Source organism: uncultured Lamprocystis sp., assembly GCF_903933125.1.
Taxonomy (GTDB): Bacteria; Pseudomonadota; Gammaproteobacteria; order Chromatiales; family Chromatiaceae; genus Thiodictyon.
In genome coordinates this window covers 1-1865 of record NZ_CAIZIZ010000039.1, presented here as the reverse complement: position 1 = coordinate 1865, position 1865 = coordinate 1, and the positions used below count along the sequence as shown (strand labels likewise).

The following is a 1865-nucleotide window of genomic DNA, read 5'->3' as shown; positions in this document are numbered from 1 at the left end:
GGTCGTGCCGGTCGCGGGGGCCGCTTCCGGGCGGTGATAACCGTCCAGCAGCGCCAGCGCGCTCGCCCGGTCCGGGGCCACTCCGGTCAGGAACAGGACCTCGACCACGGCGTCAGCCGCCAGTGCGACCGTCGCCCGCAGGCTCAGGCAGGGGTCGAGCACCTTGCCGACCGTGCCGGAAAGCGGCCCCGGCGCGATCAGGGCCGCGGGTGCGGCCGGCGTGCGTCCGCGCCCGAGGAAACGCATCCGGTCGGTCTCCCACTCGGCCGCCGCGGCACCGCTGACCGCGTGTACCAGCCAGGGCCAATGCTCGTCCTGCGCGCGCGGGCGGCGGCGCGCCAGCAGGGCGCCGGCCGCCGCGTCACGTTCGGTCTGCACGAATAGCTTGGCAAAGGCCGGGTGGGCGGTGTCCGCATCCGCGTAAAAGAGCACGACTTCCTGGTAACTGGTGAGCTCGATCCGCCGCGGCCGTCCGGAGCGGTTGTTCAGGGTCACCCGCCGCAACTCCAGGTTGGCGTCGGCGGCCACGCTGACCTCCAGCCGCGCGGCGATGCCGACATCCTCGCGCTCCAGCACGAAACGCCCGTCCGCGCACTCGGTCCGATAGACCGGCGTCGGCGTGCGGGTCGGCTGGTGCCCCAGGGACCAGTAGCGGCCATCGTCCAGATCGCGCAGATACAGCAGGCTGCCCAGGTCATCCTGGACCGGATCGGCGCGCCACCGGTTCAGGGCCAGACCGTCGCAGGACGACTGCCCGGCCCCGGTGGCCGAGATGCGCACCTCATAGCGGCCGTTGGACAGGGTGTACAAAGGACCAGCGGGGGCCTGGGGGTCGGTGAAGAAATCGGTGATCATCCGGTGTGGTGCTCGTCAGATGGACTGCGGGGTGCCCGGGCCGCGTGTCGGGCGGGTGTCAGGCGCAAGTTTAGGTGATTTTCGGCGGCAACCGAATCTGCTTGCTTGTTTTCAGCCTGGTGTCGGTGCCGTTTACCGCCTGTCACGTCAATTCCTGGTTCCACAGCAAACCCGGCCAACCGCCGCGGAACGCGCGTCGGTTGGTTCCGCGCGGGATGGGGTCCGCGCAGCGGACCCGGCTGAGCCGCCGGTGCCTCCCGCCGGGCGCGGTTCCCCGGGTCTGCGCCCCTTGTCGCATCGGCGACACCTGCCTACACTGCTGCCATGCGCCATCCCATCGATCCCAAGGTTGACTGCGTTTTCAAAGCCCTGCTGGGGGCCGAGTCCAATCGTGACCTGCTGATCCATTTCCTCAACGCTATCCTCGGCGCGGAGCTGCCCCGGCCCATCACCGTGGTGGAGATCCAGAATCCCTATAACGAAAAGGAATTCCTCGACGACAAGCTCACCGTGGTCGACGTCAAGGCCCGCGACGCGACCGGGCAGATCTATCAGGTCGAGATCCAACTCCTCAATCACCGCGACCTGCCGGCGCGCATCCTCTACGGTTGGGCCGATCTCTACAGCGCGCAGATCAAGGAGGGCGAGAGCTACCGCAAGCTGCGCCCCACGTACGCGATCTGGCTGCTGGGTCAGACGCTGCTGCCGGATGCCCCGGCGTATGCCCATGAGTTCCGGTTGCGCGACCAGCATGGACGTGTCTTTCTGAACCACGGCGGCATCTGGCTGCTGGAACTGAGCAAATTCACCGCCGACGCGGTCGAAACCGAGCAGCAGCGCTGGCTGAAGTTCTTTAACGAGGCGGAGCGCCTGGACGCGGACGCCCTGCCGGCCTGGATGCAGACCCAAGAGATGAGGCGAGCCATGAACACACTGAAGGCCTTCTCCGAGAAAGAGCACGCCTACCATGCCTATCAGGCGCGGCAGAACTTTCTGCGCGAACAGCAAAG

The 1865-nt window shown here is 67.6% G+C and carries 1 protein-coding gene and 1 pseudogene; one reads left to right on the top strand and one right to left on the bottom strand.

Going from position 1 to position 1865, the window contains the following annotated elements; all coding sequences use genetic code 11:
- Positions 1-855, bottom strand: a pseudogene (locus tag QZY03_RS01605) (glycosyl transferase); the annotation flags it as partial.
- A 324-nt stretch (positions 856-1179) separates the two neighbouring features.
- Here QZY03_RS01605 and QZY03_RS01600 point away from each other — a divergent pair.
- Positions 1180-1865: Rpn family recombination-promoting nuclease/putative transposase (locus QZY03_RS01600; RefSeq protein ID WP_295577570.1), on the top strand; the 686-nt coding region annotated here is incomplete at its 3' end.